The sequence below is a fragment of the Pseudomonas sp. 2725 genome, assembly GCF_050434585.1.
GTDB lineage: Bacteria > Pseudomonadota > Gammaproteobacteria > Pseudomonadales > Pseudomonadaceae > Aquipseudomonas > Aquipseudomonas jessenii.
The window spans coordinates 428,402-453,546 of sequence record NZ_JBNDIV010000003.1; the positions used below are offsets into that span (position 1 = coordinate 428,402).

Consider the following 25,145-nt stretch of genomic DNA (forward strand, 5'->3'; position numbering starts at 1 on the left):
CTGCGCGGCGCAATCGGAAAAGGATAAATGGCGGCGCTGTACGGTATTTTTTCCGGGCAGTAGAACTTTCTGCCCCCGGGCGGCACCAACCGCCAGAGAGAAACGGTGACAGCCTCGAGCTGATGGTGCTGCTTCAAAACGTACGGGAGGTGATTATGGACATCAAGACATTGGGCTTGCCCTTGGCGGCGGCGGCCCTGCTGATGCTGGCCGGTTGCTCGACGCCAACGGTGGTGACCCTGCAGAACGGCACCCAGTATTTGACCAAGGACATGCCGGAAACCAAGACAAAGGATGGCTTCTTCGAGTTCGAAGATATTTCCGGGGCGAAAGTGAAAGTCAAGGCCGATGAAGTGGCCACGATTCGCAGGGAAGACTGAATTTCGCGTTATCGTTCATCGCGGGAAAGCCCGCTCCCACAGGGTATGCGCCAACCTTGCGGGAGCGGGCCTGGTCCGGGCGGCGCTCCGACGAAGAGGCCCTTACCGGAGCCAACTCACCATCAGGCGATCACAAACCCCGCACCCGACAAACTGTCCAGCCCGACCCCGACCAATGTCACTGAATCATTGCCAAACGTCAGCACGGTATCCTGCCCCACCACGGTGGCATGGTCCCGGAAGTCGTCGGCCGGCGTAACACCCTGTACCCCGAGAAACACCAGTTTGTCGTTCGACTGATAGCCCAACACCCGGTCGTGGCCAAACGCGCCGTTGAACAGGAACGTATCGATCCCGCCCCCCGATTCCAGCAGGTCGTTGCCGGCCCCGCCGATCAAGACGTCGTTGCCCTTGCCTGCGATCAAATGATCGTTGCCGTCGAGACCGAACAACCAATCGCCGACCGCCTGCGCCTTGAGCGTATCGTTCCCCATGCCCCCCTTTATCGACGACTCGTACCGGGTCAGCTGGTTGCCGTCCGCCAGCCCGTTTGCGGTGACGCTGTGGGTCACGTCATCCTTGACCAGCCCCCATAAAAAGCCCGGCTCCTTGCTCATGATGCTGCCGATGTCACGGGTGATACTGATGCCGCCATTGGCATCGCGGATGTACAGGTTGCCGGCGCCGTCGTTGGCAAAGTCGAAGTTTTTCACCGACTGCTGCAAGTCGAGCACGTTGTGCCCGTTGCCGCCCAAAAGGACGTTGTAGCCACCGGCATCACGGAAGGTGTCGTTGCCGTCGCGGCCTTCCAGATAGTCGTTGCCCTTGCCGCCCTGGATCAGGTCGTTGCCGTCACTGCCGATAATGAAAGTGCTGCCTTTGTGGATGTCGGCATTGCGGTTCAGGTCCTGGACCCAGGTGTTGGCCCGCGCCGGGTCCGAGAGGTTGGCAACAACAATGGTCGAGTCTTTGCTGGTGAGGTCGTAGAACCCTGACTCCAGCACCCGGGTCATGCCGTCGCCATAACCGGTCGGCAAGTGGGAAATCCAGGTCGGAATGTTGAGGATGGAAAACGGCAGCAGATTCCATGCGGTCGACGCGTAGTGGTCATTGAAGCTGACAATGTTGTTGGTGGCCGAGGCTTGATCGGCATCGTGCACACCGACCGATGCCAGGTTGAACGCCGAACCGTCCAGCGCGCGGAACACTGGATCGTTTTCATAGCCGACGTTCAGCACTTTGTCGCTGCTGCCTTGAGTTGGCGAGGCGTAGGCAATGTAGTTGGAATCCTGGAAGAAACCGCCCCATTTTTCGCGGCTCAAATCCGCCAGGCTATTGACTGCCAGCCCGCCGAGACTGTGACCACTGACCAGCACGTCATTACCGGACAACCCGTTGGCCCGGGCAAACGCCGCGACGTCGGCGAGCAGCTTGCCGAACGCTTCACCCACATAGTTTTTCGCGTAATCCTGTGGACCCAATGCCGCCAACAGGTCATTGATGACATCGCCGATGGAGTCACTGATCTGGCTTTCACGAGGGCCACTGGTGCCGCGAAAGGCGATGCCGATTTCCGTGAGGTGCCCTTGGGCGTCGTATTTACCGAGGATTTCCACCTGGGCGCTGGTATAGCCGGCCTTTTCACCGAAGAAGGTTCCCCGTGCATCGACTTTGCCGTCATAACCCAGCTGCGCGGCGGTGATGGGTGTCCAACCGGCTTTCTGTACCGCGTCCAGTGCGGCCTTTTCCGAATCGGGGTTCCAGGGGATACCGGGAATCACCCCTTGGGAGTCGGTGCCGCCAATCAGCGCGGTCACCAACGTTGCCGGCAGGCCCACGCCGAAACCGTTGTGCTGGTAACCGGTGGCAAAGCCGTTGTCGAGGTTGTGATAGGAGTACAGCGTGATTGCCATCGCGTCGGTGAACAACGCTTTGGCGTCTTCTGTACCAAGGTTCTTGTAGTCGTACACACCCATGGGTATTGCCTCTCTCTTTGTTGGAATTGTCAGAGATAGCTCACAGCCGGGACACCTCGATCGCGAGATGCCCGGAGCCTCCAGTGCTGTTACAAAAATCTGTCAGGCAAACACAAAACCGGAAGTCGACAGGTTATCCAGCCCCACCCCGACCAGGGTCACGGAAAAGTCGCCAACCTTCAGCACCGTGTCTTGACCGGCCTGGGAGACATGCTGTCGGTAGTCATAGCCCTGCCCCGCGTCTTCAACGCCCATGAACACCAGGGTGTCACTGCCCTGGTAGCCATTGATCGCATCAAATCCGAAAGCGCCGCTGAACAGGAAGGTATTGCTGCCGTCCCCGGTGGAATGCATCACGTCGTTGCCGTTGCCGCCGACGAAGGTCACGTGGCCCTTGTCGCTGCGCAATACGTCATCGCCGCCGTTGCCGAACAGCCAGTCGCCCTGGGCGTCGGCCAACAGCGTATTACCGAGGGCATCGCCGTTGAGCGAATGACTGTAGCGGGTCAGTTCGTTGCTGTTGAGCAGGCCGTTGCCGGTGACGGTCCAGGTGATGTCCCTGGTGCTCCACCATGATCCGGACTCCTGGCTCACCAGCGCGCCGATGTCCCGGGTCATGCTGATGCCGCCATAGGCGTCACGCACGAACAGCGTGCCATCGCCATCGTTGGCGAAGCTGAAGTTCTGCAGTGGCTTGAGCAGTTCGAACGTGTTGTTGCCCTTGCCGCCCAAAAGTATGTTGAAGCCGCCGTCGTCGCGGAAACGGTCGTTGCCGTCCCGGCCTTCGATGAAGTCATTGCCGGCGCCGCCCTTGAGCCAATCGGCGCTGTCGGTGCCGATGATAAACGTGCTGCCCGTGTGCGGCTCGCCACTGCGCCCGAGGTCCTCGACCCAGGTGGCGCCGCGAGACGACGCCGACAGGTTGGAGACGATCAGGGTCGAATCCTTCCCGGTCAGGTCATAGAAGGCAGAGTCGATCACCCGGTTCAGTCCGTCGGCGTAACCCGGCGATCCATGGGCCGACCAGTTCAGCGGGTTGAGAATGCTGAAGGGCACCAGGTTCTGCGCGGTGGAGGCGTACTGGTCATTGAAGTTGACGACGTTGTTGGTCGCTGAATCCTGATGACCATCGTGCTTGCCCAGTGAGCCACTGCTGAAGGTAGTGCCGTCGAGCACCCGAAACACCGGGTCGTTCTCATAACCGATGTTGAGCACATTGTTGCCGGTGGCGCTTTGGGTTGGCGAAGCGAAGGCGATGTAGTTGGCTTCCTTGAAGAAACCGCCCCAGTCATTGCCACTCAACTCCGCCAGGCTGTTGACCCCCAAACCGCCAAGACTATGCCCGCTGACCACAACGTCCCTGGCACTCAGGCCGTGGGCGATGGCGAATGCAGCGACGCTCTTGAGCAGGCTGTCGAAAGCGTTTTTCGCGTAGTTGCTCGCATAATCCACCGGACCGACTGCGGCCAACAGGTTGTTTTTCATGTCGCCGAAGGTGTCGCTGTACCCCAGGCCACCGGTGCCACGGAAGGCGATGCCCAGGCCGATCAGGTTCCCGGCCCCGTCGTATTTACCGAGGATTTCGGCTTCGGCGCTGGTGAAGCCGTCCTTCTCGCCATAGAAGGTACCTTGGGTGCCAACCTTGCCCTGATAGCCCAAGGCCGAGGCACCAATTGGCGCCCAGGCGGTCGCCGGGAGTGGCTGGCCGGTAGGCGTATACGCGTACAGCGCCAGCGCGATCGCGTCGGAGTACAACGCCTTGCCGGCCTCACTGCCGGCATTTTTGTAATCAAACAGTCCCATTTTCTTGCTTCCTTTGCGTCAAATCAGAACTGCCAGTCCAGGGTCAGGCCCACACCATGGGCTTTTTCCCGGGAGCCGAGCAGTCCGTTGTAGTCCAGGTTCAAGCGGGTATCGCGTCCCAGCGCCCAGCCGGCCCGGGCACCGACCACCGCGGCATTGCGGTCCATGGACACGCTTTGCACGCTGAACGCGGTGTTGCCATTGACGAAGGCCAAGTGGTCTTCGGAACGGGTGTTGCCCAGGTTGTGCTGCCAGCCGAGCGTGCCGGACAGTTCCAGTTGTTGCTGATCGGACAGCGCAATGGCTTTGCTCGCCCGCAGGCCAAGGGTCGAGAGCACCGCGTCGCGGTTGTTTTCACCGCCCTTGAGTGCGGCGGCGTCACCTTTTTCGCTGAAGCTGTCGGTGTTCAGGTGCACGTAAGCCAGGTTGACGAACGGCTCCAGTGCCAGCGGTTGCAGGTCCAGGCGATACGCCGCTTCGGTGAACAGTTGCGCGGTGGTCGCATCGCGTTTGGATTTCTGCTTGCCGCTGACGTCACCGAATTGCAGGTCGCGTTTGACGTCGATGCGATGCCAGCTGTAAACACCGCCGACGCTCAGGCGCAGCGCGTCGATTTCGTGGCCCAGGTAGGCGCCCAAGTGGTAGCTGTCGACCGATGCCGACGAGTGCGTGCCATCGCCCATGCTCAACGAGCTATCGCTATAACCGGTAACGAAACCCAGTCGTGTGTCTTCAGTGATCAAGCCATCGACGCCGGCCAGCAGCCCGCCGATGGAGCTGTTGGAACTGGCGTTGTCATTCCCGCCATCGCTCTTGCCCCAGGCGCCGAGCACTTTGAGCCAGGCATTGCTGCGGTCATCGGTCGGTGCGCTGGCGTCGAACAGATCACGCTCGCGCAGACGTTCGCCGACCGCATCGCGCAGGTAGCGGCTGTCGTTGATCAGCAGCGTGCCGATCGCCGGATGAATCTCACCGGACAATTGCTGGAACGCTTGTTGCGCGACAGCGGCGGTCGGCGACAACAGCAGGGTTTCGTAGAGCCGATTGCCTGCGCCCAGTTGCTCGGCGGCAGCGGCCACGGCCCGTTGATTCGGGGTCAGGCCTACACTGGTGAAAGATGTCGCATTGCGCTCCACCGCCAGTTGAATGCTGTCCGTCGTGTAACCGAGGGTGCCACCGATAAACAGGTAGTCCGGCAACACCGCCCCGAAACGCCCTTCGATCCCGCCAGCGGCTTGCAGGATGTTGTACTGATTGCCCAGCAGGGTTTTCGCCTCGCCGGTGGTCAGCAGCGTTGGACTGTTTTCCAGGGTCAGGCTGACCGTTGCGCCTTCGATGGTGGCTGTGCCGCCGGCAATGATCTGGTCGCTGCGGGTGGGCGACACCTCTACGGCGTAGGTCGAGCCGGGCTCGAAGGTCATGTCGCCCGTCACCTGCAAGGTGCCGATGGAGTTGCCGGGCGCCACGGTACCGCCGCTTTTCGCAGTCAGTGCCGCGATACTGCCGTTACCACCGAGGATGCCATTGTCATTGACGGTGACGGCCGATAGCAGCGAACCGTTGACGGCCAATCGGCCCTGATTGACCAGGGTCTGGCCGGTGTAGGTGTTGGCTCCGGTCAGCACCAGCGTGCCGATGCCCTGCTTGGTCAGGCCGCCGTGGCCGGATATGTCGTTGCGCCAGACGTCGAGCCCGCAGTGCACGTCGTTGCACACACGCTCGGTGGGTTTGCCGGCGTCGATGATCGCGCCGATACCCGGCAAGTCCGCGACAAACTGACTGGAGCCGTAGGCGCCGTCGATGCGGAACTCTTCGGGAATGTCCTGCTCGGTGACGAGCATCGCCGGGCCGTCGATGCCTTTGCGCAGGTTGATCATGCCCCAGCCATACAGCGAATCGACGCCGGGTGCGCCGAGGTCGGTGGCGGTGGTACGCAGCACGCTGGCGACTTGTGCGCCGGTCATGTACGGGAAGCGTTCCATCAACACCGCCACCGAGCCGGCAACGTGCGGTGCCGCCATGGAGGTGCCGTTGTAATTGGCGTAGCCGGTAGTCAGGTCAGCGGCATCGGTGCCGCTGATGATCGAACTGTAGATCCGGCTGCCTGGCGCCGACACGCAGAAACTCGCGGTGTAGCCGCAGCGCGACGAGAAGGTGCTGATGTTGTAGGGGTCGGGACTGTTGGTGTCCGGGTTCTTCTGCAAGGCCGCGACGGTCATCCAGTTCGGCGCGATCTCGGGGACGAAATAACCGAGGCCGGCGATGGCGTCCGGGTTGTTGAGGTTGTAGTCGTTACCGGCGGCGAAAATCGTCACGATGCCGCTGCGGGCCGCCGCGATGGCGCCGTCGTAGGCACCGCCGGGTTTGGTCCCCAGCAAGGTCCGGATCTCGTTGAACTGCAGTTGTGCATCCTGCACGGTGAAGTGCGGATACGCCGGGTCCCGACCGCCGAGGTCGAAGCGGTCGGTGATGCCGATGCCCCAGCTATTGTTGATGATCCGCGCGCCGCTGGCGATCAGGGCGTCCCAACCGGCCTTGTACACCGCGCCGTCGTTGCCGCGTACGATACCGTCTTCCGGGCCCGGGTCGCCGTTGTCGGCGCTGATGATCTGTGCACCAAAGGCGACGCCGTGCATCGGTCCGCCATCGCGGCTGCCGGCGGCGATCCCGCCAACGTGGGTGCCGTGGGCACCGAGTTTGCCGTTGGAGCCCACCGAGGGCGAACCGTCATAGAGAAAGGCGTCCCCGACCTTGACCGGAATGTACGGGTCGGTGTACTCGCGGATGCCGCTGGTCACCAGCGTGATGACCTTATTGGCTCCGGAAAACTCCGGGTGCAAGGCGTACACCGGTTGGTCGAAGATCCCCAGCTTCACGCCTTTGCCGGTGTAACCGGCCGCATAGGCATCCTGCGCGTTGATCGCCCCCAGGCCCCAGTCAGCGCTGAACTCTGTGCTGCGCCAGCTTTCGGGATCGCCTGTCCTGCCGTTTTCCACGTAGGGTGCCGCGTGTGCGGTGCCCAGTGTGGCCAACGCGCAGAGCACGGCTAGATTGTTGTACTTGTTATTCATCGAGCTACCTTCCTTAGTTGTGTTGCCAAAATCCTTGTTGTTAGACGCCTTGCCTCAATTCCTCTTGGTTAAAACGCGCCACTACAGGGGCTGCGGTGTGCAGTTCCTCAACAGACAGGCATTTTTTGAGTCCTCTCCATACTGTTTTTAATAGCTACTGCACCCTCGGTCCCTGGCCGAAGGCCTCATCCACCTTGGCCAGGTCCTGCTCGCTCAAGGTCCCGGCGTAGAAATGCAACCGGGTCCAGGCCATTAGATAGTCGTAGCGGGCCTGGGCCAGATCCCGGCGGGTGGTAAACAGTTGTTGCTCGGCATTGAGCGCATCGAGGTTGACCCGCTCACCGCCCAGAATGCTTTGCCTGGTCGAGACCACCAGCGCTTCGGCGGAGACCAGGGCCTTCTGATAGGCACGCAGCTTGCTCACCCCTGTCAGGCAGGCGCTGAACTGCCGTCGCAATTCGATCAGGGTTTCCCGGGTCTTGCCGTCCAGTTCGTACTCGGCCTGTTCCATCGCACGGCTTGCCTGGCGGGTCGATGCAGAAACACCACCGCCGGCGTACAGCGGCACATTGATTTCGATGCCGATGGTGTTGGTGTCGTAGCGCTGGTTGTAGGTGTTGCCGCTTTCCGATTCATTCTGACGCACCGTGGCGTAGGCGCTGACCTTGGGCAGGTGCCCGGCCCGGTTGCGCTCGACCTCGTAGCGCGCCACTTCAAGCGCCTGGCGCTGGGAAGCCAGGTTGGGGTTGTTGGCCACGGCCATCTCATGCCAGGTGTCGTAATTGGCCGGCTGCAGGGTGAAGGTCTGGAAGTTTTGATCCAGTGGTGCAAGGTCGGCAATGTCGATCGCCGGCACACCGATCAGCGCGCCGAGTTCGCGCAGAGATGCATCCTGTTCATTACGTGCTTCGATTTCTTCGGCGGTGGCCAGCTCATAGCGCGATTCGGCTTCGAGAATGTCCGTGCGAGTACCTTCGCCCTGGCGAAACATCTGCTCGTTCTGCTGGAACTGCTGCTCGAAAGCTTTCTTCTTGGCCAGGGCGATATCGATCTGGTCTTGGGCGAACAACGCCTTGGTGTAGTTTTCCAGCACCCGCACCAGCAATTGCTGGCTCTTGCCACGAAAATTTTCGTCGGAAAACAGCGATTGCGCGACGCCCTTGCGATAAGCCGCGTAGGCCTCGTAGTCGAGCAACGGCTGTTGCAAGGTGAGGCTGGAACCGTAACTGCTGTAGTTGCGGTCATCGCTCTGGTTTTGCCCGCGCTCGTTGAGGTAGGTGGCCTTGGAGCTGTTCCTGCCCTTGTTGTAGTTGTAACCCAGTCTTGGCAACAATCCGGCGCGGCCGATGGCACGGTTCTCAAGGCCTGCATCGCGTTCCTTGATAGCGCCGAGGAATACCGGATCATTGTGCAGTGCCTGTTCATAGATCTCGAACGGTCCCATGGCCGCCACGGCCTGGTTGCCCGCGAACAACATCAACGCCGCCCCGAGCATCGAAAGCTTTTTCATACAGCCGAACATCCTTATTCCTCGGTCAACGCGGAGCCTGCCCGGTCGAGCAGCGGTTTGAACAAATAATTGAGGAGCGAACGCTCACCGGTACGTACGAACATTTCCGCCGGCATACCGGGCTTGATCACCAGGCCATTGAGTTTCTCCATGGCCTGGTCACTGACGCTGCTGCGCAGCACGTAGTACGGTGCGCCGGTTTTCTCATCGAGCAACTGGTCGGCGGAGACCAGGCTGACTTCACCTGGTACTCGCGGGGTGCGGCTCTGGTTGAAGGCGGTGAACAGGATATCCACCGGCAGGTGCGGACCGACCTTGTCGATCAGGTTGACCGGCAGGTGCCCTTCCACTTCCAGGCGCGTGTCCTGAGGCACGATCTCCAGCAGGTTGTCGCCCTGGCGCACCACCGCGCCTACCGTGTGTACACCCAGATTGACCGCAATGCCGTCAGCCGTGGCGATGATCTCGCTGTGCTGCAGATCGAACCCGGCGGAGGTCAACTGTTCCTCCAGCGTCACGCTTTTGAGCTGCGCTTCGGCCAGTTGGGTGCGTACTTCTTTCTGGTACTCCTCGATATGCTGTTGCAACTTCAAGCGGGACTCGACAATGCCCTGCTCCACCCGACCGCTTTCGCCGAGGTTTTCGGCCAACTGCTGTTGCACTTGCGACAGTTGCCGCTGGTACTCCATCAACCGATTGCGCGGGATGTAGCCGTTTTCCGCCAATGGCGTCAGATTGCTTAGCTGTTGTTGCAGGGAATCGGCCTGAGCGCTCAAGTCGGTACGGGCACGGCGCATGCCGGCCAGTTGCGCGCCGGCGCCTTCGATGCTGGCGCGCAACGCGGCCTGCTCGCGGGCGAAGGCATCGCGACGACTGCTGAACAACTGGCGCTGGCCTTCGAGCACCAACGCCAGACGCGGGTCGGGATCATTGCTTAGCTCGGCGGGGAAATTCACCTGCTTGAGGTTGTCCCGCTCGCTTTGCCAACGGGCAAGGCTGGCCCAGGCCATGCGGTACTGCGCTTGCAACGATTGCACGTCCGCGGCGACCTGGGTCTGGTCGAGCCGGAACAACGGCTGGCCCTGTTTCACCCGCTGGCCTTCGCTCACCAGAATCTGGCTGACCACGCCGTTGCTCATCGACTGCACGGCCTTGCGCTTGCCCGAAACCACCACTGTGCCCTGTACCGGTATGCCCTGATCGAGGGGGGCCAGGCTGGCCCAGGTGAAGAAACTGCCAGCGCCGACAATCGCCAGTATCCAGCCCAGGCGAGCGAAGTAACGCGCGTCGCGTTCAGGCTGTCCAGCCAGGTAGTCCTGCTCCATCGTCGCTTCGTTTTGAGGCTTTACTTGGCTGCGGCTCATACGCCCGAACTCCTTGTCGCGGGCTGAGACTGCCAGCTCATGCTGAGCCCGCCCGGCGCTTGTGCGGTTTTTTCATGTTGTGCTTGCTGAGCGCCCGAGAGTGCCTTGAGCACGTCCTGGCTCGAACCGAACGCCTGCAAGCGCCCGTCGTTGAGCACCAGCAACTTGTCGGCCTGGGCCAATGCGCAAGAACGATGGGTCACCAGAATCACGCTGGTGCCCTGGGCCTTCATTTGCGCAATCGCGCTGGCCAACGCCGCTTCACCCACGGTGTCGAGGTTGGAGTTCGGCTCATCCAGCACCACCAGGCGCGGCTGGCCGTACAGCGCACGGGCCAGGGCCACCCGTTGTTTCTGCCCGCCGGAAAGGCCACTACCGTCTTCGCCGAGCACGGTGTCGTACCCTTGCGGCAGGCGCAGGATCAGTTCATGCACCCCGGCCTGCTGTGCGGCGGCCACGACGCGCTGTGGATCGGCCTCGCGGAAACGCGCGATGTTTTGCGCGATGCTGCCGCTGAACAACTCGATGTCCTGCGGCAGGTAACCGATGTAAGGCCCGAGGTCGTCGCGGTTCCAGCGATGGATGTCCGCACCGTCGAGCCGCACCGTACCACCGAGCGTCGGCCAGACACCCACCAGTACCCGTGCCAGTGTCGATTTACCGGAACCGGAAGCACCGAGCACGCCCATCACCTCACCCGCTGCGAGGCTGAAACTGACCAGGTGCAGGGTCGCCGCCCGTTGCCCCGGAGGCGCCGCGCTAACCTGCTCAAAGGTGATCTGGCCCTTCGGCGCCGGCAGCGCCATGGCCTCGTCGCCCGACGGGAAGGCTTGCAGCAAGGCGTCGAGACGGCGGTAAGCCAGCTTGGCGCCGCTCCATTGTTTCCATACGGCGATCAACTGATCGATAGGACTCAGCACACGGCCCATCAGGATCGAACCGGCGATCATCATTCCGGCGGTCATGTCACCCTTGATCACCAGCAATGCGCCAAGGCCCAGCACCAACGATTGCAGGCACAGGCGCAGGGTTTTGCTCAAGGAACTGATGACGGCGCCCGTGTCGCTGGCCTGGTTTTGCAGGCCGAGGAACCGTGAATGCACCTGAAACCAGCGATTGCGCAACGCCCCCAGCATGCCCATGGCCTGAATGGTTTCGGCGTTATGCAAATGGCTGGTGGCCAATTGGCTGGATTGCTGGGAACACGCGGCGGCTTCGCCCAACGGTTTTTTGGTCATGGACTCATTCAGCCAGGCCAGCGCAATCAGCAGCAGAGCCCCCGCCGTGGCAAAAACGCCGAGCCAGATGTTGAACAAATAAATCACCAACAGGTACACCGGGAACCACGGCGCATCGAAAAACGCGAACAACGCCGGGCCGGTGACGAACTGGCGAATATGTGTCAGATCCCCCAGCGCCTGTCCCGCATTGCCTTCGCCTTTGAACAGGTTGCGCTCGAACGCCGCCCGATAGACCCGCAGATTGAACCGTCGCTCCAACTGACTGCCAATACGGATGACGATGAAACTGCGGACAGCTTCCAGCAAACCGATAAAGGCAAAGAACCCGACAATCATCAGCGACAACATGACCAGTGTTGTTTCATTCTGCGAAGACAGTACCCGGTCATAGACTTGCAGCATGTAGATAGAGGGCGCCAACATCAGAATGTTGATCAGGGTGGTAAAACAACCGACGCTGATCAAGATGCTCTTATAGTCCCCCAGTGCCTTTATTAATGGTGCGGTGGCTGGGGCCTTCGCCATCTTCATTGGTTATTCCTGAGCTGATATTTATCGCCACGCGCGGGCGAGGTTCCAGTTAACTGTCCGCACACGGTCGAGACATTGTTTGCCCGTTATCGTTTACAAATAACGAACAATGTTTTGTGATCGATAAAGTGCCGGGGGATTGCGCTTGACTGCTTTTGCGGCTAACGCGTCGGCCGCTTGAGGGTAATGATCCGACCCGACTGCAAAGTACCTTGATAAAACCCTTCGAACTGACGGTTGAAAAACAGGATTTTTGAGCCTTCCTTGCCGGTGATTGCAATGCCGTCCGGTTCGGGAAACCAGCCGATCGCCTGCTCCCCAAGCCAGGCGGTGAAACAGTCCGCGCCAGCACCCAGGGTTTGATTTGGCTGAAAGTCGATCAAGCATTCATTCGAAGCAACGAGCGGTGATTTGTCCGTGTCTTGCGCGGCTCTTAGCGTAGCCAGCCAATTGCCAGCCAACTCTGACGGATCCGCCAGTTTCAGACTGCTTGCCATGGTTTCCTCTCCAAAAAACATCATCAACGCTGCCAGTAGCCACGCGCTTGTCTTGCGGGAAAAGACGCTGTGCGTCATAGGTTTTTGTACTCCGGGCCGCAACCCTGCTTACGGTAAGAGAGCAGCGCATCGGGCGCCGCCCTCCTTGTTCACCTCACATCAAGCCACGATGTCCGAGTACGCCGCCTGGCCCACGGTACTGACCAGGAAATCAGCCGCGCCATGCCCCGAGAAGTCGATCGACAACAAACTGTTGCCGCCCGAGGTGCTGAGCACCGCATCGCCCACCGCCCCGGTGAAGGCGCTGACAAAGTGCAGGCCCGCGCCGTTGGTGATGCCGGTCAGGTCGATCTTGTCCAGACCGCTGACAAAGTCGAGGATCTGGTCGACCGTACCTGGCCTGGAGTCACTGCTGGCTGCAAACACGAAGGTGTCCGAACCTGCGCCGCCCCACAGTTTGTCCGCGCCGCCAGCGCCGTAAAGGATGTCGTTGCCGGCACCGCCTTTGAGCTCGTTGGACACGTTGTTACCGATCAGCAAGTCGTTGCCCGAACCGCCAATGGCGTTCTCGACGGTGACACCCTTGGCGATGGAGACGTTACCCACCAGGCCGCCGACGTCCGAGAACGACGTTTCATTGAGGTTGATCTTCTGGTTCTGGGTAAACCCGGAAAAGTCCAGGGTGTCCTTGCCGCCTGCATCCCAGACCGAAAACACCACCTTGTCCGCCGAAGAAGACGCGCCAAGGAAGTCGCGACCGGCGTTGGAGTTGAAACCGTAGGTAGTGTCGCCGGTGCGAGTGGTGGTGTTGGCACCGTAGAGCTGCTGAATGGCAGCGATATCGTCAATCAGCGGGCCGGACGCGTAGGCTTCGACGCCGCCCTTGCTGAAGTTCTGACTGGTATTGCTTTCACTCCAGTAGCTCATGACGCTGTAGCCGCGGGTGTCTTGCCCATAGGACGCGTCATTGTAGGTCGGTGCACCCTCGCCGGCGTTGTAGTCGCCGGGGTGGGCCAGGCCCAGGGAGTGGCCGATTTCGTGGGTCAGGGTTTGCCGGCCATAGTTGTTCAGGTCCGGGGTCTTGTTGGGCGTGTAACTGCTGTTGATCAGGTACCAGGAAGTCCCGTCGTAACCGGCCCCGGTACCAGGCAGGTAGGCAAACGCAGCCGCACCGTCCTGACCGCCGCTGTAGTTGCCGAAGGTCATGTGGCCATCGCCGCCGCTGGCCTTGTCAGTGAAGGTAACATTGGCCACGTCGGCCCAGGATTGCATGGCGAGCACGGCCTGGGCTTTCTGCTGCGCGCTGAACTGACTGAATCCGGTAATCCCGTGCTTGTACATCGTGCTGGACGATGCCGAAGTCAGGAAGGTATAGGTCAGCTCTATTTTGCCGCTACCATCCTTGTCCTGGTAAGCAGCGCCGTCGCGCAGCAATTGGTTGGCTGCCTGATCGACGGAGAATGACGGTTTGCCATTGACCGTGAGGTTGCCGCCCCGATCATACTGATGGCTGAAACTATTGATCTGATTGAATGCAGAACTGCTTGCCGCCAATGCTGACAGTGGCAGCAGCACCTGTTCGGCGGAATCAATAGCGTGATCTTTTACTTTCGACATAAACACACTTCCTTGTTTAGCTATGGAACAGTTTTTGTCAGATAAAGACGATCCCTGGCGAGATCGTCCTATCACTCGCCCAATGAAGGCGTAGGAAAACTGACACAATTAGAAATCAAACGTCCACTACTTTTTTGACGTCAAATTTGCGCATTCAGGAATGTGCCCGTAAACAGTGGGCGTACTGAGAAAGTATTGAATTAAAAAATATTAGACGGGAGTTATTGTCGGACAATCGACAATTTAATTATTAAATATAGGTAAATTTCCGGGCGCTCGAATCGTCCGACTATTTATGTTTAATCTGTTAAACATTTCAATGAAGTGATCACCTCTGAATACCGGGTTATCGCTCTTCGCGAGCAGGCAACGAATGACCATCAGGCAATAACCATTTCAGCTCCGCAAAGGCTGCACAACCGGCGTTGTCGCCCCACTGGAACCCTCCCCGGTGTGGCAGGTTTTGCACACTGCCTTAAACTGCGATACAGCCCATGAACGAATGACGGTGCAAGGGTTCGATGGATTGCCTTACACCACGGGCCTCACGAAATGATCCGGGTGAAGCCGACATGAAAATGGTCACGCCTCTTTTGGCCGCTCTCATCGCCGCCAGCGCGTGTGCGGTAATGAGCATTTGTGCGAATGCCGGGACGACTACGGTCCTGGCAACCAGCTTCGACTGCGCCAGGGCCAGCGCATCCGTCGAGAAGCTGATCTGTCGCGACCCACAGCTGAAGCGGATGGAGATTGAACTGACACGCCTTTATCGCCTGGCGCTCACGGACGATCATTCGGTACCGCGCCCCGACAAGGTCGAGATCGAACAGCGCTTCTGGGTCGACGCGCGAAATCAATGTGCCACCAAGGCAGAGCCCAAGGCCTGCACGATCCGCAGTTATGCCGAACGCGCACACCAGCTTCGCCAGGGTTCGGCCATTGCGAGGACCAAGGATCCAAGCAGGCTCACCGATGGCCCCGTAGCCTTTCGTTGCGCAGGATTGAACGCGTTGATTGCCGCTACTTTCTTCAATGTCGAGCCGCGTGTGGTGTACCTGAAATGGGCGAATACCTCTGCCACCCTTATCCAGGTACCGAACGATTATGCAAGCCAATACAACGGCAAGGATTTGCGGGGTAGCTACGGCTTTTGGCAAACCGGTAACGAGGCCCTGTTACAGATCCCGGGCTCGGGGCAAATGCGTTGTACGCTCGAGCCAGTTGGCTGATGGCGCATCGGGACATCCTTTCCCGGTGGCCTGATGCAGCTTGTCAGCTGCCGGTGCGGATCTTGTTCCAGACCCGGGTACGCACCCGGTCGATGTTCAGTGGCATGGCTTCCAGCGCAAACAGCTTGCCCATCATTTCAGGACTTGGGTAAACCTTGGTGTCGTTCTTGATCGCAGGGTCGATCAGGCTGTCGGCCTGCTCGTTGCCATTGGCGTAATGCACGTAGTTGCTGACGCTGGCCATGACGTCCGGGCGCAGCAGGTAGTCCATGAAGGCGTAGCCGGCCTTGTCGTCCGGGGCGTCGACCGGCATCGCGACCATATCGAACCAGATCGCTGCGCCTTCCTTGGGAATCGAGTAGCCGATGTCGATGCCATTGTTGGCTTCCCTGGCGCGGTTTTCCGCTTGCAGGATGTCGCCGGAGAAACCGACCGCGACGCAGATGTCGCCATTGGCCAGATCACTGGTGTACTTGGACGAGTGGAAATAGCTGACATACGGCCGCACCTTCATCAGCAGGGCTTCGGCCCTTTTGTAGTCTTCCGGGTTCTTGCTGTGATGCGGCAAACCGAGGTAGTTCAACGCGGCCGGCAGCAGTTCGGGGCCGTTGTCGAGGATGGCCACGCCGCACTTCTGCAACTTCTGCATGTTCTCGGGCTTGAAGATCAGGTCCCAGGAATCCACCGGGGCGTTGTCGCCCAGCACCGCCTTGACCTTGGCAATGTTGTAGCCGATGCCGGTGCTGCCCCACAGGTAAGGGAAGCCGTGCTCGTTGCCCGGGTCGTTGGTCTGCAATGCCTTGAGCAATACCGGGTTGAGGTTTTTCCAGTTCGGCAGCTGACTCTTGTCGAGTTTCTTCAGTGCGCCGCCTTCAATCTGCCGGGCCATGAAGTGGTTGGACGGAAACACCACGTCGTAACCGGATTTTCCGGTCATCAGCTTGCCATCGAGGGTTTCGTTGCTGTCGTAGACGTCGTAGGTGAAGCCGATGCCGGTTTCTTTCTGGAAGTTTTTCGTGGTGTCTGGCGCGATGTAATCCGACCAGTTGTAGATTTTGACGGTTTCGGCGGCCTGGCTGATGGATGCAACCAGCATCAGCGGAGCCAGAGTCAGGGTCTTTCGGATCATGAGTCGATTCCTGTAGAGGTTGTTGTTATTGGCAGGCAATCAAAAGATCAGCTTTCAAATTTCAAAAGCATTCAAAAAATCAAAACGTAGGTCTTGCGCACGGTTTCCTGGATGTCCCAGATACCGAGGCTATTGGCTGGCAGCATCAGCGCGTCGCCGGCCTCGATGTGCAGCGGTTCGCCGCCGTCGGGCGTGAAGGTGCAGCGGCCCTGAATGAAGTGACAGAATTCCTGGGCGACGATCTGCCGCCGCCAGCGCCCGGGGGTACATTCCCAGACACCGGTCTCGACGCCGTCGTCGCGTTCGACGCTGGTGGTCGAAGCCACGGCCACGGGAGTTCCCAGGGGTACGGCGACCGGATTGGATTCGTCCAGTTTCAGGGTTGCGGTGTTCTTGAATTGCGTGATGCTCATGGCGATACCTGTCGATGTAGAGACGCTGTTTAGTGCATGAAACCTTCCATGAAACCGGCCACCCCGCTGGCCAGCCTGCGCCGCCAGGGCGCTGTGGCCGGGTTGGCCAGGGTCTGGTCCTCGTGGACAAAGCTGCGGATGATCGCGTTGTAGCCGAGCCAGCGGATCGGCTCCGGCTCCCAGGCCCGCAGTGCGTCGAGGCCGCGCTGGGGGATGACCCACGGTTGGCGTACCAGATCGGTGTCGCGCCCCAGTATCAGGTCGGCCAGCGTGCGGCCTCCCAGGTTGCTGGCGCCAACGCCCTCCCCGCCATAACCGCCCGACAGGGCAATGCCGTTGGCCCGGTCGCAAAGCATGTGTGGCTGGAAATGCCGGGACATGCCCAGGTTGCCGCCCCAGGAATGGGTGATCTGCACGTTCTTCAACTGCGGGAACAGTTCGCCGAACAGATAACGCCGCAGGTGTATTTCGTCAGCGCTCAGGTCGAAGTCGTGGCGCAGCTTGCCAGCGAACTGGTACCCGCCACGGGCGCCAAAGATCAATCGGTTGTCAGCGGTGCGTTGACCGTAGGTGACCTGGCGACTGGCCTCGCTGAATGCCTGGCCGTGACTCAGGCCGATTTCGTCCCAGGTGGCCGCCGACAAGGGCTCGGTCGCGACGATCAGGCTCTGCACCGGCATCTGATAACGCCCCAATGGCGGCAGCGTCACGGAGTAGCCTTCTACCGCCGGCACCACCCAGCGACTGCGCACCGAAGCTTTGGCCGTGCGCAGACTGCCGGACTGCCAATGGGTGACCGGGCTGTTTTCGTAGATTCTGACGCCCAGGCGCTCCACCGCCCGGGCCAGCCCCCGTACCAGCCTGGCCGGGTGAATGGTCGCCACGTGCGGCGCGTAGATACCGCCGTAGAGTTTGGCGATGAGGATCTGTTGCACCAGTTGTTCCGGGGTAAGCCAGCGATAGTGGCTGTCGTTGAGGCCCTGGCGGTGGAGATCGTCCAGGTAGCGACGCAGGCTGGCCTCCTGCTCCGGATAGCGTGCGGCGCAATACAGCACCCCGCCTTTGCGGTAATCGCAGTCGATTCCCTCACGTTCGAGGACAATCTCCACTTCATCCGGAATGCTGTGCAACAAATCGTAGGAGGCGCGGCGCGCTTCGGCCGACAGTTTGGCCAGCAGGCGGTCTTCTCCCAGCAAATTGCCCATCAGCCAGCCACCATTGCGCCCCGACGCGCCGAAACCGGCGGTTTGCGCTTCGACGATGGCGATGTTCAGGTCAGGTTTGTGCCGCTTGAGGTAGTACGCGGTCCAGAGTCCGGTATAACCCGCGCCGATGATCGCCACGTCGACATCCAGGTCCCGCTCCAGCGCCGGACGCGCCAATAGCGGCTCGTCGAGCTGGTCCATCCACAAACTGATAGTGCGCCACGCCGGCATGCAAGACTCCGCCACTCAAACTTCGATGGCGTCGATCCTAGTGCGTGGCCTCAGGCGTTGTCTTGCGCGCGTGCACGCAAAGAAATTTGTTTGACGTAGGCCTTGGGGGACTGGCCGGTGTGCTGGCGGAAACATCTGTAGAACGCCGACAGCGAATTGAATCCGGCGGCGAAGGCCATTTCGTCGATGCGTACTGGCAGCATGGCGGCATCCAGCGCCGCAAGCAAATGTTGCAGGCGCGCCTGGTTGACGTAGCGGTAGAAGCTCTGGCCCAGCACCTGATTCAACAGGTAGGAAATCTGGTTGCGGCTGTAGCCACACTCCTTCGCCACTCGTTGCAGATCGAGCTCCGGGTCCAGATAAGGCTGTTGGCGCTGGAAATACTGCTGCAGGTCATCGGCCATGAAGCTCAGTTGGCGAGGCGACAGGCCGAGCCGGCTGACCGCCGGGCGCTGGTTGCCGGACGTTTTGCTGCCGGGTTGTTCGTGCACCAATGAAGCATATTCATTGACCCGCCAGATCAGCCCGTCCTTGACGGTGATCGCTTCGCTGGCGCGGAACGACACCAACCCTTCACCACCGCGCAAGGTGATGCGGTACTGAATGAACGCAGTGTTGCCGTCCAGTCGAATGCGGTCGGAGTGCTCCAGCGCTTCGTCCGGATCCCGGGGCATGCTGCTGCGCACATACTCGCGCAATTCGGCCAGGCCCATGACCCGGTTCTGGAAAAAGTCGTTGTACTGGACTTCAGGGTGATAAAGCGCCATGACGCCATCCAGATCCCGGTGCTTCCAGCGCAAGTGATAGCGCATGACCGTCTCGCCCGTGGCCTGGGTTTGCAGCGGGCCATCATCATCGGCGTGCATTGAACATCTCGACGGGAAAAGACCGAGCTTGCCCAACTTCCGTTTTGTCTTCAACGACTAAACCGATGATGGCTTGTGCCCGCAAATGGCCGATAAGCGTGACCTGAATCAAAAAAAGCGCCGGCAATCGCCAAACGACCTGAAAACTCCACATTGTTTTCACATCCGGATGCTACTTTTAAAAACTGTCACTGGTTGAACCAATGAAGGTTCTTCCCTCCTACCATGAGCTAACGGACGCGCTCGATAATGAAGGCGGGCAACACATGAATAAAGGGTTCAGCAAGGTCACGTTTCCAAACGCCTGCCAGCTGATGCGCTGGCATTTTCATCCCATGGGTTTCGAGGCGAGCATGGACGCGCCGGGCAGCATGATTGCCCGCCTTTTTGATCGTGCCACTGGCGAGACCATGATCGCCATTGCCGGTATTCCGTGCGCCACCGTCATGAATGCCGCGGATGTAGAACGAATAATCGAAGCGGTGGAGGACGAGCTTGAAGCCTTCATCCCACCGGAGGCCTTCAAGAGTTATGCCTGAAGGCTCAGTTGTTAAAAGGCCCACTTTATGTGGGCTTTTTGTTGAACGCTTCCCTGTACCTGTAGGAGCGAGCTTGCTCGCGATGGTCGTTAACGATAACGCGTATTTACTGGCTAACCACGGCGCTCTTGAATCCATCGCGAGCAAGGTCGCTCCTACACCTACAGAAGTCAGGCGGTGATTTGGCTTTTACGATGGTCGACAAAAAACGCTTTGCCCTTGCCGATCCGGTCGGAGGCCTTGGGCATGTTCGCGGCCTGGGATTCTTGTGCGTCGACGTACCAGTAGCAATGGCTGACAGCGCGGGTAATACCCACGTAGGCCAACCGCAGGATCTCGTCCTTCTGGGCATTGTCATAGGGCTCGCTGTCGCCGGCCTTGCCCAGGCCCGCCATCCGGTAAACCTGATTCTTGTAAGGTGAACTGGTCAGGTGCTGGCAGTCGCCCAGCAAAAACACCGCATCGGCCTGGAGGCCCTTGGCGCTGTGATACGTCAACTGCTTGAGCCTGCGAGCCTCATACGGCAAGCTGGAATCAACATTAAGTACTGATTGAATATGCTCTTCTATCAATGACTTATCGCTGCTTTTTCGATAAAGCATCAAGATCGAATCGCCCTTTCGGTAATGCTCCATCAGGCGTTGGGCCATGCCCTGGTCATCACGATCAAGGACGTTCACCGGCAGCAATGCCTTAGGTTCACCGCTGGCCTTGGCTTTCTTCCCGGCAATCGCCGGTGCTGCGCGCACGATGTGCTCGGCGGCATCGATGATGTGCTGGTGGCTGCGGTAGTTGTCGCTGAGCATGACCTTGGTGGTGCTCGGCGACGGGAACTCCTTGTTGAACTCCATGAAGTAGGTCGGCGAACTGCCGCGCCAACCATAGATGGACTGCCAGTCATCGCCCACACAGAGCAACGAGGAACGCTGGGCTCCGCGCCCGACGTGCATGGCCGGCCCGCGACTGCGGATCTCTGCCAGGCTGGCCCTGATCCAGGAGACGATCTGCGGCGAGACATCCTGGAATTCGTCGATCATCAGGTGTGACAGCGGCCGCAGCAGCTCATCGCCGAGCAGTTTGAGGTTCTCCGGCGAATGTTCGCTGAACAGGGCGAACATTCGGTTGTAGGTCATGATCGGCGGCTTCTGATCCAGCAAATGATCTTCCAGCGCCCGCCAGTACAGACTCAAGGCTTCGAAGAAGAACCGGTCGGGATCGTCCTTGGCGAAACTCATCCGGGCCACGGCGCCCGGCACGTCCAGCCCGAGGTTTTCGATGAACCCGGCGGCGGCGACAAAACAATCGAGCAGCGGCGCTGAAGCGAGCTCGCCCTTGACCTTGTAGTCGAAACCCGGCCCGGCGCTGGCATCACCGGCGAGCGAGGCCAGAACACGTTTTGATGATTCGTAACTATCTAGCCATATCAATGGCTTACGACAGAAAGCTTGAAACAGGGTGCGCTTTACTGCCCACTCTGCGCGCACCGACAGCTTGGCATTTGGTCGCGTGACCTGCGGGTTCTCCCGAGGATCGAACCCCAGCACCACCCAGGCATCCAGGGACGGGATGTAGCCGTGACAATGGAATGTCGAACCGTTGATATCGAACGACTGGCGATTCGGTTCGATGCCCTTGATGGGCCAGGCACCGGCGCGAAACCACAGGTCCTCGATGGCGTCGCACAGCTCCTCATCGCGTTTGGCCGCAAGCTCGGTAACGCCCATGCGTTTTTGCACATCCGGGTGATCGCGCTCCAGCTCCTTGAGTTGCAGGGCATGCCGGGACAATGGCTTGATCAACTCGCGAAAACGCTCATCGTCACGGTGCAGACGGTGATAGCAGGCGTTGAGCTGCTGGCGTTGGGCGTCGTTGATGCGCAGATCGAACGGATTGCTGTCGACCTCCTCATCACCCTGTGCAGCCCGCAGGCTGAGGTTCTCGAAAGCCTGCAAACGCTCAAAACCCGGGAGGCTGCGCACCATCGGCAGGATCCGCGAGTGAAAGGTGCGCACCAGGTCCCGCGCCTCCTTGAAACTGATCCCGCGGCCCCAGAGCGCAAACAGTTCGATCAGTTTGTTGATGAAGTCCTTGCGCGACTCGCGGGTGAAAGTCACCACCGTCATCGAACTCAGCTCGAAGCCCAGGTAATGGGTCAGCAGCAGGATACGCAGCACCAGCGTGGTCGATTTGCCTGCACCGGCACCCGCGATCACCGAGGTGGACGGGGTGTCGCTGAAGATCATTTTCCACTGTGCGGCACTGGGTTGGGCATGGGCCGGCAACAAGCGGGCGACATCGGCCTTCATACGCTTCTTCAGCTCGGCGCTCAACGGCAGGCGCCAGTCGTCGAACAACAGGTCATCGACATTCGGCGGTCGATGTTCAGTGCAGCGCGAGTCGCGGATCAGCAGAACCTGCCGGCCCTCTTCCAGCCCCTCGAGCTTGCCTTCCCTGTAGCCGTAATCGACCCCGGCACTGTGACCACTGCGAAAACCGTCAGCCTGGCCATGCAACCACGACGCACGATGCTGTGCGTGCAGGCGGGTCAGGCTGTAGCCGAAGAATCGGGCAAGCAATCGCTTGATCAGCGGCATCTCGGCCAGGGGGCGAAGTTCGGGAGGGAGATCGGGGGTGTGTTGCGGCACGCGGACTGACTCCAGGGTGTGAGGCTGTTGAGCGCTATGGTGTCTGCATTTGCCGTTGAGTTCTAGTGAATTGCTTATGACTCATTGGCTTATGCGATGAAGTGAAGGTTGGATGAGAAATTTTCGAGGTTATTTCATATCAACCCATTCGATAGGAATGCAGCATTTTTTACGCTTTTTATCGATTGTTGCCTGTTGGATGATGGCCGTCATCACTCACCGGTCTCGCTTCGTGGGCTCAGGCACCTGGCCCCATGACGAACCTTTTCTGGAGACGATCATGCTTGAACTCAGACCTTTCAACTCGCTCGGCGGTGCTCACCACGGCTGGTTGGATGCCCACCATCATTTTTCGTTCGCCGAATACTACGATCCCAAGCGTATGAACTGGGGCAACCTGCGGGTCTGGAATGACGACGTGATCGCGCCCGGCACCGGTTTCCCGCAACACCCGCACCGCGACATGGAAATCATCACCTATGTCCGCGAAGGCGCCATTACCCACCAGGACAACCTTGGCAACAAGGGTCGTACCGAAGCGGGTGACGTCCAGGTCATGAGCGCCGGTACCGGGATCGCCCACAGCGAGTACAACCTGGAAGCGACGCCGACCAGGATTTTCCAGATCTGGATCATCCCGAACGAGTCCGGCCTGGCGCCGTCCTGGGGCGCCAAGCCGTTCCCGAAAGGTAATCGCGAAGGTTTTGTCACCCTGGCCAGCGGCAAGGCAGGCGACGATCAGAGCCTGCGCATTCGGGCCGATGCCCGGCTGGTAGCCGCGAACCTCAAGGCCGGCGAATCCGCCGAGTATCACCTGGACAACGGTCGTCGCGCCTACCTGGTACCGGCCACGGGGGTCATTGAGGTCAATGGCTTGCGTGCACAAGCTCGAGACGGCGTAGCCGTTGCCGATGAGCAGGTGCTGTGGGTGACGGCCATCGAGGACAGCGAGATTGTTCTGGTGGATCTGGCTTGATTCGCTGAGCGCAATCGCAAATAAAAAGGGGCGACCGCATTGGTCACCCCCTTTAAGTGGCTGCAGCCAACCCCTGTGGGAGCGAGCTTGCTCGCGATGACGGCCTGGCATCCAACATTGATTTTGACTGACAGTCCGCTATCGCGAGCAAGCTCGCTCCCACAGGGTTATATGCAACTCCAGTGGGAATTACGCCGTTTATTTTGCGGAAATGGCACCATCCACGAGCGTTTGCGCCTCGGCCACCAGTTGCTTGAGGTGGTCGTCGCTGACAAAGCTTTCGGCGTAGATCTTGTAGATGTCTTCCGTGCCTGAAGGACGCGCCGCAAACCAGCCGTTCTCGGTCATGACCTTGAGACCGCCAATGGCCTGGTCATTGCCCGGTGCGTGGCTGAGGATGCTCTGGATCGGTTCGCCGGCCAGTTGAGTCGAGGTGACCTGTTGCGGCGACAGCTTGCTCAGCAGCGCTTTCTGCTCCGGATTGGCCTTGGCGTCGACCCGTACCGAGAACGGCTCACCCAGTTCATCGGTCAAGGCGCGATACGCCTGACTCGGGTCGCGACCAGTCCGGGCCGTCATCTCGGCGGCCAGCAGGGCCGGAATCAAACCGTCCTTGTCGGTGCTCCAGACCCCGCCGTCCTTGCGCAGGAACGAGGCACCGGCGCTTTCTTCGCCGCCGAAACCCAGGGAGCCATCGAACAGGCCGTCGGCAAACCATTTGAAACCCACCGGCACTTCGTACAGGCGACGCCCCAGGCGCTTGGCCACGCGATCGATCAAGCCGCTGCTGACCACGGTTTTACCCACGGCGGCATCGGCGCGCCATTGCGGACGATTCTGGAACAGGTAGTCGATGGCAACGGCGAGGTAGTTGTTCGGTGCCAGCAAGCCACCGGACGGCGTGACGATGCCATGGCGGTCGTGGTCCGGATCGCAGGCAAACGCCACGTCGAAGCGCTCTTTCAGGCCGATCAGGCCTTGCATGGCGTGGCTGGACGATGGGTCCATGCGGATCTGGCCGTCCCAGTCGACGGTCATGAAGCGGAAGGTCGGGTCGACCTCTTTGTTCACCACATCCAGGTCCAGGCGGTAATGCTCGGCAATCGCCGACCAGTAGCGCACCCCTGCTCCACCCAGTGGATCGACACCCAGGCGCAGCTTGGCATCGCGGATCGCGTCGAAGTCGATCACGTTGATCAGGTCGGCGACATAGGTGTTGAGGTAATCGTGACGATGGGTAGTGCTGGCCTTAAGTGCCTGCTCGTAGCTGATGCGCTTGACGCCAGTGAGCTTGTTGGCCAGCAGTTCGTTGGCCTTGGCTTCGATCCACTTGGTGATGTGGGTATCGGCCGGGCCACCGTTGGTTGGGTTGTACTTGTAGCCACCGCTTTGCGGCGGGTTGTGGGACGGCGTGATGACAATGCCGTCCGCCAGGCCAGTGGTACGTCCACGGTTGTAGCAGAGAATCGCATGGGAAATGGCCGGTGTCGGCGTGTACTCGTCACCTTCGGCGATCATCACGGTCACGCCGTTGGCTGCAAGTACCTCGAGGGCACTGGCGCCGGCCGGCGTGGACAGCGCGTGGGTGTCGATACCGACAAACAGCGGGCCATCGATGCCTTGAGCTTCGCGGTACAGGCAGATCGCCTGGCTGATCGCCAGAACGTGCCATTCATTGAAACTCAAGTCGAACGAGCTGCCACGGTGCCCCGACGTGCCGAAGGCAACGCGCTGGGTGGAAATCGCGGCATCAGGCTGGCCGGTGTAATAGGCCGTTACCAGTCGCGGGATGTCGACCAACAATTGTGCCGGTGCCGGTTTACCCGCAAAAGGACTGAGTGTCATGCAAAACCTCTGGAATAGAGTGGTTCAGGAATTGGGTCGCAGTTTACTGGCAGTTTGACCGCAAGGCGATGGGATCG

Annotated in this window: 18 protein-coding genes; 4 read left to right on the forward strand and 14 right to left on the reverse strand. The window is 60.0% G+C overall.

The window, feature by feature from the left end:
- The first annotated feature begins 155 nt into the window (after positions 1–155).
- Positions 156–380, forward strand: coding sequence for a YgdI/YgdR family lipoprotein (locus ABIE16_RS09740; RefSeq protein ID WP_057714802.1), 225 nt, complete (start codon positions 156–158; stop codon positions 378–380).
- 122 nt (positions 381–502) lie between these two features.
- On the opposite strand, the gene ABIE16_RS09745 is transcribed toward ABIE16_RS09740, so the two are convergent.
- From ABIE16_RS09745 to ABIE16_RS09780, 8 genes are all read right to left on the reverse strand, one after another.
- A complete protein-coding gene (locus tag ABIE16_RS09745) occupies positions 503–2,356 on the reverse strand; it encodes a polyurethane esterase (protein ID WP_340311937.1) in 1,854 nt (617 codons plus the stop codon).
- Between the two features lie 102 nt (positions 2,357–2,458).
- A complete protein-coding gene (locus ABIE16_RS09750; RefSeq protein WP_429520985.1) occupies positions 2,459–4,159 on the reverse strand; it encodes a polyurethane esterase in 1,701 nt (566 codons plus the stop codon).
- Positions 4,160–4,182: 23 nt separating this feature from the next.
- On the reverse strand, positions 4,183–7,230 hold the full coding sequence (locus tag ABIE16_RS09755) for an autotransporter domain-containing protein (RefSeq protein WP_429520986.1): 3,048 nt from the start codon (positions 7,228–7,230) through the stop codon (positions 4,183–4,185).
- 154 nt (positions 7,231–7,384) lie between these two features.
- Positions 7,385–8,752 carry a TolC family outer membrane protein gene (locus ABIE16_RS09760; RefSeq protein WP_090455261.1) on the reverse strand — a complete coding sequence of 456 codons (1,368 nt, stop codon included), beginning with the start codon at positions 8,750–8,752 and terminating at the stop codon, positions 7,385–7,387.
- 2 nt (positions 8,753–8,754) lie between these two features.
- The gene (locus ABIE16_RS09765) at positions 8,755–10,065 is read right to left on the reverse strand and encodes an HlyD family type I secretion periplasmic adaptor subunit (RefSeq protein ID WP_373423033.1); all 1,311 of its coding nucleotides are present in this window, start codon (positions 10,063–10,065) and stop codon (positions 8,755–8,757) included.
- A gap of 35 nt (positions 10,066–10,100) precedes the next feature.
- Positions 10,101–11,876 carry a type I secretion system permease/ATPase gene (locus ABIE16_RS09770; RefSeq protein WP_429520987.1) on the reverse strand — a complete coding sequence of 592 codons (1,776 nt, stop codon included), beginning with the start codon at positions 11,874–11,876 and terminating at the stop codon, positions 10,101–10,103.
- Between the two features lie 161 nt (positions 11,877–12,037).
- Positions 12,038–12,451, reverse strand: a complete 414-nt coding sequence (locus ABIE16_RS09775; protein WP_429520988.1) for an AprI/Inh family metalloprotease inhibitor — start codon at positions 12,449–12,451, stop codon at positions 12,038–12,040.
- 81 nt (positions 12,452–12,532) lie between these two features.
- Complete coding sequence (locus tag ABIE16_RS09780) at positions 12,533–13,990, reverse strand: serralysin family metalloprotease (RefSeq protein ID WP_057714794.1); 1,458 nt, start codon at positions 13,988–13,990, stop codon at positions 12,533–12,535.
- A 572-nt stretch (positions 13,991–14,562) separates the two neighbouring features.
- On the opposite strand from ABIE16_RS09780, the gene ABIE16_RS09785 reads away from it, so the two are divergent.
- Complete coding sequence (locus ABIE16_RS09785) at positions 14,563–15,219, forward strand: hypothetical protein (RefSeq protein WP_429520989.1); 657 nt, start codon at positions 14,563–14,565, stop codon at positions 15,217–15,219.
- Between the two features lie 43 nt (positions 15,220–15,262).
- Here the strand turns inward: ABIE16_RS09785 and ABIE16_RS09790 are convergent, their stop codons facing one another.
- The 4 genes from ABIE16_RS09790 to ABIE16_RS09805 all read right to left on the reverse strand — a co-directional run bounded on the left by ABIE16_RS09790 (position 15,263) and on the right by ABIE16_RS09805 (position 19,063).
- Positions 15,263–16,348 (reverse strand): polyamine ABC transporter substrate-binding protein, encoded by a 1,086-nt coding sequence (locus ABIE16_RS09790; RefSeq protein ID WP_429520990.1) that lies wholly within the window; start codon positions 16,346–16,348, stop codon positions 15,263–15,265.
- A gap of 71 nt (positions 16,349–16,419) precedes the next feature.
- Positions 16,420–16,761 (reverse strand): cupin domain-containing protein, encoded by a 342-nt coding sequence (locus tag ABIE16_RS09795; protein ID WP_008050088.1) that lies wholly within the window; start codon positions 16,759–16,761, stop codon positions 16,420–16,422.
- 29 nt (positions 16,762–16,790) lie between these two features.
- The gene (locus ABIE16_RS09800; protein ID WP_429520991.1) at positions 16,791–18,197 is read right to left on the reverse strand and encodes an NAD(P)/FAD-dependent oxidoreductase; all 1,407 of its coding nucleotides are present in this window, start codon (positions 18,195–18,197) and stop codon (positions 16,791–16,793) included.
- 50 nt (positions 18,198–18,247) lie between these two features.
- Positions 18,248–19,063, reverse strand: a complete 816-nt coding sequence (locus ABIE16_RS09805) for a helix-turn-helix domain-containing protein (protein WP_429520992.1) — start codon at positions 19,061–19,063, stop codon at positions 18,248–18,250.
- Positions 19,064–19,329: 266 nt separating this feature from the next.
- On the opposite strand from ABIE16_RS09805, the gene ABIE16_RS09810 reads away from it, so the two are divergent.
- Positions 19,330–19,602, forward strand: a complete 273-nt coding sequence (locus tag ABIE16_RS09810; RefSeq protein WP_057716601.1) for a DUF1652 domain-containing protein — start codon at positions 19,330–19,332, stop codon at positions 19,600–19,602.
- 170 nt (positions 19,603–19,772) lie between these two features.
- Here ABIE16_RS09810 and ABIE16_RS09815 read toward each other — a convergent pair whose 3' ends face one another.
- Complete coding sequence (locus ABIE16_RS09815) at positions 19,773–22,247, reverse strand: UvrD-helicase domain-containing protein (RefSeq protein ID WP_429520993.1); 2,475 nt, start codon at positions 22,245–22,247, stop codon at positions 19,773–19,775.
- A 280-nt stretch (positions 22,248–22,527) separates the two neighbouring features.
- On the opposite strand from ABIE16_RS09815, the gene ABIE16_RS09820 reads away from it, so the two are divergent.
- Positions 22,528–23,223, forward strand: a complete 696-nt coding sequence (locus ABIE16_RS09820) for a pirin family protein (protein WP_429520994.1) — start codon at positions 22,528–22,530, stop codon at positions 23,221–23,223.
- Between the two features lie 198 nt (positions 23,224–23,421).
- On the opposite strand, the gene pgm is transcribed toward ABIE16_RS09820, so the two are convergent.
- Positions 23,422–25,068, reverse strand: a complete 1,647-nt coding sequence (gene pgm, locus ABIE16_RS09825; protein ID WP_429520995.1) for a phosphoglucomutase (alpha-D-glucose-1,6-bisphosphate-dependent) — start codon at positions 25,066–25,068, stop codon at positions 23,422–23,424.
- Between the last annotated feature and the right edge of the window lie 77 nt (positions 25,069–25,145).